This is a genomic window from Candidatus Bathyarchaeia archaeon, from assembly GCA_035935655.1.
GTDB lineage: Archaea > Thermoproteota > Bathyarchaeia > 40CM-2-53-6 > 40CM-2-53-6 > 40CM-2-53-6.
Genome location: DASYWW010000034.1, coordinates 1 through 6,405 on the forward strand (window position 1 = coordinate 1; position 6,405 = coordinate 6,405).

Sequence of the window (6,405 nt, forward strand, 5' to 3'; positions counted from 1 at the left end):
GCGATAGATCAGGTCTGGGTCGCGAAATTCATCAGCCTCGTCAGTTCCGCGCGGAGCAATTCAACCCTGACCGAGTCCTCGACGCTGGACATGTTCGCCGCCCTGCGTTTCAATACTGCAGTAAATCAACCGAACATATCAGACTACGGGCTCTCAGGAGACACATCCTCCTTCTTTGGGAACGGGACTCCTCCTGCCATTGTGGAGGTTCTGCTTTACCCAGCCGGACAAGACCCACCCTCCTCATACGTGGCTTTTCTCCAAGGATCAGCTCCGGGCCATTGGTCTGCGCTCACGGACAAGAGCTACACCCACTTCGGGTACTACGTCGGAACAGGGCCCTACGAATTTGTGAAATTTCCCTGCTCGGTCTCCGAGGTCCCCGGGCCCGGGGTCAACATTACCCAGTACTTCACCGCTGCCGGCTGTAGCGTGAGCACAGCGCAAACAACGTGGCTTGTCATCATCGTAGGCAAGTAGGCTCCGAAGCTGTTCTAGGCCGTGGAACGCCCGTTCTGCACAATAGGACTATCCCACATGCTACCTACCTCCCATCGAGAAAGATGTCAACCAACGAAATCAAGGCCAAATCCAGGGCCTTGCTCCTATCCATGACAATCCTCCTTGCTGGGGGCGCCTTCCTGGCGCAGTCCACGGCAGCCACATCATTCAACAACGTCCAAGTCTTCGTCAGCTCGTCTTCCAGCCCTCCCAATGGCTTCCAGTTCGCAGCCTACAACCTCACTGGCAACTTGATCGCTTCGTATCAGTCATCCTACCCGGCGGCGGCCTTCGAGTTGCCGTCTGGCGGATACCTATTCACGGTCAGTTCCACCAGCTTCAACCCTCTGATGAAGTACCCATGTCCGATTATGGCAGCGGGTGCAACCCAAGGGGCCGGAAGCGCTTCACCCGCGATTCGGTCCAACGGGTCAGCCGGGTCAGCCGTGATGCCCATCGCATGCTACCCTCAATCATCAGAGTACGGCTACGCCATCACAAGCATCTCTAGCTCGCAGACAGTCAACATCGAAATGAAGAATGTCTCGGCGCTCCCAACAACTGATGTCACAGTCAAGGTGGCTTACGTCAACGGGACCGCCGCGGCAGACGCTTCCGTCTACGCGTCAGTGGTCGGCGAATACTACGGGTGGTGGCAGAACTCAGCAATCCGTATGGGCGCACAGACCGACAGCAACGGTGTCGCCCACTTAGTCCTGCCTTCAGCCCCGGCTGTAGTCACTGCGTGGAAGTGGGTCTCAATCCCAATTCCAGAGGGTCAGAAAACCATCCAGACCACCGTTGGAGGCGAGAAGGTCAACGTCACCGTCTACTGGCAGCCAACATACGTTGGCCTGTCAGGCTCGGGTCTCCTACTGCCTCCGCAGAGCAGCATCAGCCTTACACTCCGCTACCAGCAACCCGACTACTGGGTGATGCCCATGGGCGTCGCATCGAAGGATGCCTACGTCGGCGGAGCACCATCAGCTACTGTGGCTAACCAGCCCAACGGCATGCCTTCATTAGTCGCTCAAGGCTCCAGCCAGAACTATCTGCCATCTCAGATTCCAGCGTTCCAGGCAAGCGGCGTGTCATCTCCATCAGGTAGCCAAGCAGGGCTCTTCGGCGTGGACGCAGCAACAATCGCATTCGCCCTTCTGGCTGTCGTGGTCGTGGGGACGGCAATCGTCGTAGCAAGGCATCGCATAAGCAAGCCATCTACCCCAACGGGGTAGGCGGCTCTCCCAATTTTGACCGAACTAACCCTATCTGCGATTCTGTCCAATCTACGGGTGATTCAACCCCTTTGTCTATTCGTGGGTGATTGTCTCAGTCTGAAGTCTCAACATAAAGAGACTACCATTCTAAAATCAACTAATCGGTATGCCGCCCCTGTAACACACCCATCAACAAAGACCGAACCCACTTTCCAGTAATATACGGAAACTGATTCATAGTATGTGAATGATACTGATACCCCTCCACCAGGACCAGGTCCTTGGGCTGGGGGGAAGTGCTCCGTGACGGGGATTGCTGGGACGAGAAACAAAGCCACGGAGAAGGCTATGACCAAGATTGCTGCGACTGCAACCGTTCTTCGCCTCATATCTCTGAGGATATACTCGTCCTATTTACGCCTCAGTGAGCATAGATAACCCACTTGTTCTTCCCCGTCTGCCTGATTACTGTTCTGTAGATTCTAATCAGGTTCTTGCTGAATATTCCCGCGATACGCGGTCTGCATGAGGTTTCCCGCTGTCGGCTGTCACTCGTATCCACTCCTCGGCGTCAAACGGAACTTTGCGGAACTCTAGGTTCGAAGACTTCCCATTCGAAGTGACAATGGCATATTCGGCCCAGTTGTCGGCAACTAGTTCGTCTCCAGTCTGCGCATGATTCCACGAAAACCCCACGCTGCCGGGATTGAAGAAGAACGAGTCTTTGAGCCTACGCATGTACTGCAGATGGACGTGACCTCCGCAGAGAACGGAGTTTCCATGGCCTCCAACCAAACGCAAGAATTCCTCTTCGGGGGTAGTGGGCCAGATTTGTTCGTCGAAGGAAGTTGGGGACCCATGGAAACAAACCAGACCGTCGTCGCCGAATGGCAATGTTACGACTGGTTTGAACTGTCCGATGAAATCAAGGTCCTCTTTGTTCAGTTTTGAAAGCGACCAAGCTCTCACCTCCAATTGAGCGCTCGAAACAGGCTCCTTTGCAGTATTGGCCGCCCCGGTGATTAGCCAGTAGTCTGCGTTTCCCATGACAGTTGGGACATCCAGTTTTCGCAGGCGCGAAACGACCTCGACCGGCTGGGCTCCTCCTTGAATCGCATCGCCTAGGCATACCATCCCGTCAACAGACTCCTTCTCGATATCCCAGAGAACACTGTCGAACGCAACGCAGTTTCCATGGATGTCTGAAAAAACGGCAACTTTCAAGCTGGAGGCGCGACGCCGATTGGTTCCGTTGGAATTTAAGGTAGCCCAGACCAAGTTTGGTAATGTTGCCTCTTCGTCGGATGAGATGCACGCTCTAACGAATCACAAATACCAATCAGCGGGAACCCAAGAAGCCCTGGCCACTTGAATATCCCGAATAGTTGGACTTGCGGACTTAGGAAGATGATAGAGGGAGGATGATTGCGAGGTAGACGCCCACATCAGCCCCAGCGTGGGCAAGGGCGGGTCCCAACAAGCCATCCGTCTTCTGCATTAGGTATCCTAGCCCAAATCCCAACAGGAATGTGGCCGTCACGAACGAAACGAGAAATACGAATCCGAACTGCGCATATTCATGGTTGTAATGAGCGAGGGCGAAGATTGGCGCCTGAAGAAGGTTTGACACTCGCCTTCCGAGCAATGGCTCATACTTCTTCAGAAAGAGACCTCGAAACCAAAGCTCTTCCCTCGGCCCGTTCAGGAGGACAAGGGCAAGAAGGGCGGGGGTCAGGGAAAGAAGCTTCGCAAGTGTGAGCCCTCCCCGGGAATTGCCAAAAATCAGCTGGAACCCGCCCAGAGTAGCGAGGTAGAAAGCAAAGAAAATGGCAAGACCTAAGGTGATACCGAGCTTCAGATTCCCTCTCTTCAGGTAAATCGACGACAGGCTCTGTCCTGATAACTTGGTCAGTGCTATGATGGGAGCGATTACAGAGAGTGTATCGACCAGCTGAATCAGGATTTGGCCACTAACCGAAGAGCCATACTGGCTGTCAAAGCTTGGACTTATCGCAAAGTTTCTGACGACGATGACGCTTGTGAACACGAAGAAGGCGAAGAACACCTCCCAATATCCCTCGAGCCTTTGGCTTCTTTTGATGAGCACAGAAGTTAGGAGAAAGAGCGCTGCAAGAATGACTTGGCCTCCTGCTGAGATGAGGGGATCTTTGATGAACAGCACAGTTGCCATAATAGAGAGACCGCAAAGCAAGAAGAGGAGGAATGATTCGGAACGGGATTTCAGGCTCAGTATTGCTGCTGTCGGATGACGATCTAATGGTCTTCCAGAATTGGGGATTGTTTCATCCAAGTGTGATTCTCTTCCTCCGGGTCGTTATCCATGCACGTCTTCCTTCAAGCCAACAATGAAAAAATCAGGTGGTTATATTCAGATTGCTGATGACACGCCTGTCTATCGCTGACAATTCAGCGAAAAATCGAATGGCGGCCCCACGTAGTGCCTGCAAACCTATCCCTCTTCATCCGACGAAGAGGTACAATACCCCCAAGTTTTCACCGGAATCGAAACATGGCATGCTTAATTACTCGATTTTACTAACACGAAACGCTTGGCGCGCACGAAATCAGTCCAATCTTTCAAAGCCGAGTTCCCTGAATTGGAAGCGCGGATTATCACGGCGGTAGGTTCCGTAGGTCCAAGGAACATCGCTGAGATTTCACGTCTGACTGGCGCCCATCAGGAGACGGTCCGATATCAGATCAAGAAGAGACTGGCCAGACTCGGGTTCAGATTTCATGCAGAGGTGGATCATCGAAAGATTGGACTCGCCCAGCATTGGGCAACCCTGCACTTTTCGAGGCCCTACTACAGCTCGGCGACCAAACTCCTAGATACCATGAACCGAGTGAGCTACCTGACCTACTACACCAAGGTCCTCCCACAGGGGCGCTTCCTTGCCGTGTTCAGCCTCCCAGCCGGAACGACGGAAGAATTCCGAATCCTCCTTTCACACCTTGTCGATAACAAGATTCTGACCGGCTTTTCTTTGGACGAGGCCCTCGTCAGCAGGCACCCACCAATGAATCCACGGTTCTTCAACTTCCGCTCAGGCAGATGGGAGGTCGAATGGAACAAGGTTGCAAGCCAAGGTCGGAGTCCCTTACAGGTTGAGAGGCAGGCCTCAGAAGCCTCCCCGGACTACTATGACCTTCTTCTGATCAAGGAGCTCCAGAAAGACGCCATGCAGCACACCGTAGGCATCGCCAGAAAACAGAAGGTTCACGGGAAGACTCTCGAGTACCATTACCGGTCCCACGTGATGAAGGAAAAGATGGTGCCTTCCTTCTTCGTCAGGTGGACCAAGGACATCGAGAAGAGGCTTGTCCATTCGGTCGACACGACCAGATTGGCTTTCAGAAATCTGAGCCAGGGCGAATATGCGCGGGTCCAGCGGGCAGTCAGCAAAATTCCGTATCTGTGGGCCGAAGCCCTCCTCAAGGATGGCACGTACATCGCCACGTTACATGTTCCAGTCTATGACCTGATACCCGCCTTCAGCTACCTGAACGACGAAGTGGGTGAGTTAGACGGAAACCTCGAAACTGATTTCATAAAACCCAACGAGGCCTATCTTTACACAATCCCTCACCATATGTTCGACGAAAATGAATGGAAATTCGACGTCGGGACAATGGAAGCTGCTTTGAGCAAAGCGGCGGCTTTAGTCGAAAAATAGGGAAGGGCCGCCCGTCTAGTGGGGGCCCGACCCGCCGATCCCGTCCAGGAACCCAACATACAGGCCGTGGGTCATAGCCAAGGCTGCGAACGCAGATATGGCCAGCGAGACGAGCAGCAGTCCGACACGGATTTTGAAGTCGACGCTCATGCTCAGTCTGCAAGCTTGACGACGTCAGTAGTTCCCCCTTTTCATCAACAATGTATCATGATGCCGTGGATATCCTTAGCCAACAGCGCATAACTCCTTACGAAATCATGGGGTTGCGGCGGGGGGCGATTCAATCGCTCCGGGCGGACGAGCGATTTCAGTTATTCAAAATCAGTTAACCTTCGAACCTTGGTAAGCACGACCAAGTATGCGGCCTGGTTTACGACAGCGTCATATGTTCTGTGTAATTGAATTGCGAACCATCCTTCAGGGATCCAGAAATCACTACCTGAAACGTGGAGTTCGAAACATACCCGTCGCCGATGAGAACAAACGATTCTGAAGTCGTGCTCCCTGGGGTTAGGGGAGTCGATGCTGTAATGTTCTCAAACGCTAGGATATGCGTCAAGTGAACCTTGAGAACCAACGTAAGAGTGTCAACGGCCGCGTTGCCCACATTTCTCACTGTGACTCGTATTGCAGGACCAGCCGGAGGAGGAACGGCCGCTGTTTGAGCTGATACAATACCTATTGGGCAACCCGGGCTTTGTTGGACGCAACCTTGCATAGTCAGTTTCGAACTTAGAACAGTTACTATCCCGATCAAAACGATAACAACGAGCAATACTACAGCGAAGGTGATTGAATGGCTGTGTCCATTGAGCAAAGTCAACTTCATACTAGGGCCGATTAAATCACGGTAACACCTTATCTAGACCAATGTTTCCACTGTTCTTGTTTGTCAGGAATAGACGAGATCTTCCGCAGGGCCAAGGAAGGGAGGCCGCTATTCGTCAATCGTGAGGCCCTGAGGCCAGAGTACGTCCCTGCAACTCTTC

6 protein-coding genes are annotated in these 6,405 nt (G+C 53.0%); 3 read left to right on the top strand and 3 right to left on the bottom strand.

Going from position 1 to position 6,405, the window contains the following annotated elements; all coding sequences use genetic code 11:
• Together VGS11_05215 and VGS11_05220 are read left to right on the top strand one after the other, a co-directional pair.
• Nucleotides 1–480: hypothetical protein (locus VGS11_05215; GenBank protein ID HEV2119486.1), on the top strand; the 480-nt coding region annotated here is incomplete at its 5' end.
• A gap of 83 nt (nt 481–563) precedes the next feature.
• Nucleotides 564–1,736, top strand: a complete 1,173-nt coding sequence (locus tag VGS11_05220; protein HEV2119487.1) for a hypothetical protein — start codon at nt 564–566, stop codon at nt 1,734–1,736.
• A 468-nt stretch (nt 1,737–2,204) separates the two neighbouring features.
• On the opposite strand, the gene VGS11_05225 is transcribed toward VGS11_05220, so the two are convergent.
• Together VGS11_05225 and VGS11_05230 are read right to left on the bottom strand one after the other, a co-directional pair.
• On the bottom strand, nt 2,205–2,942 hold the full coding sequence (locus VGS11_05225) for a metallophosphoesterase family protein (GenBank protein ID HEV2119488.1): 738 nt from the start codon (nt 2,940–2,942) through the stop codon (nt 2,205–2,207).
• A 175-nt stretch (nt 2,943–3,117) separates the two neighbouring features.
• Nucleotides 3,118–4,029: a type II CAAX endopeptidase family protein gene (locus VGS11_05230; GenBank protein ID HEV2119489.1), complete on the bottom strand. Its 912-nt coding sequence runs from the start codon at nt 4,027–4,029 to the stop codon at nt 3,118–3,120.
• Nucleotides 4,030–4,336: 307 nt separating this feature from the next.
• Here VGS11_05230 and VGS11_05235 point away from each other — a divergent pair, with 307 nt between their 5' ends.
• A complete protein-coding gene (locus VGS11_05235; GenBank protein HEV2119490.1) occupies nt 4,337–5,416 on the top strand; it encodes a hypothetical protein in 1,080 nt (359 codons plus the stop codon).
• 370 nt (nt 5,417–5,786) lie between these two features.
• Here the strand turns inward: VGS11_05235 and VGS11_05240 are convergent, their stop codons facing one another.
• The gene (locus tag VGS11_05240) at nt 5,787–6,239 is read right to left on the bottom strand and encodes a hypothetical protein (protein ID HEV2119491.1); all 453 of its coding nucleotides are present in this window, start codon (nt 6,237–6,239) and stop codon (nt 5,787–5,789) included.
• Nucleotides 6,240–6,405 lie beyond the last annotated feature (166 nt).

What these genes read in the sequence shown, in the direction of transcription:
- VGS11_05220 (HEV2119487.1), top strand. Translation starts at nt 564, where the DNA reads ATGTCAACCAACGAAATCAAGGCCAAATCCAGGGCCTTGCTCCTATCC.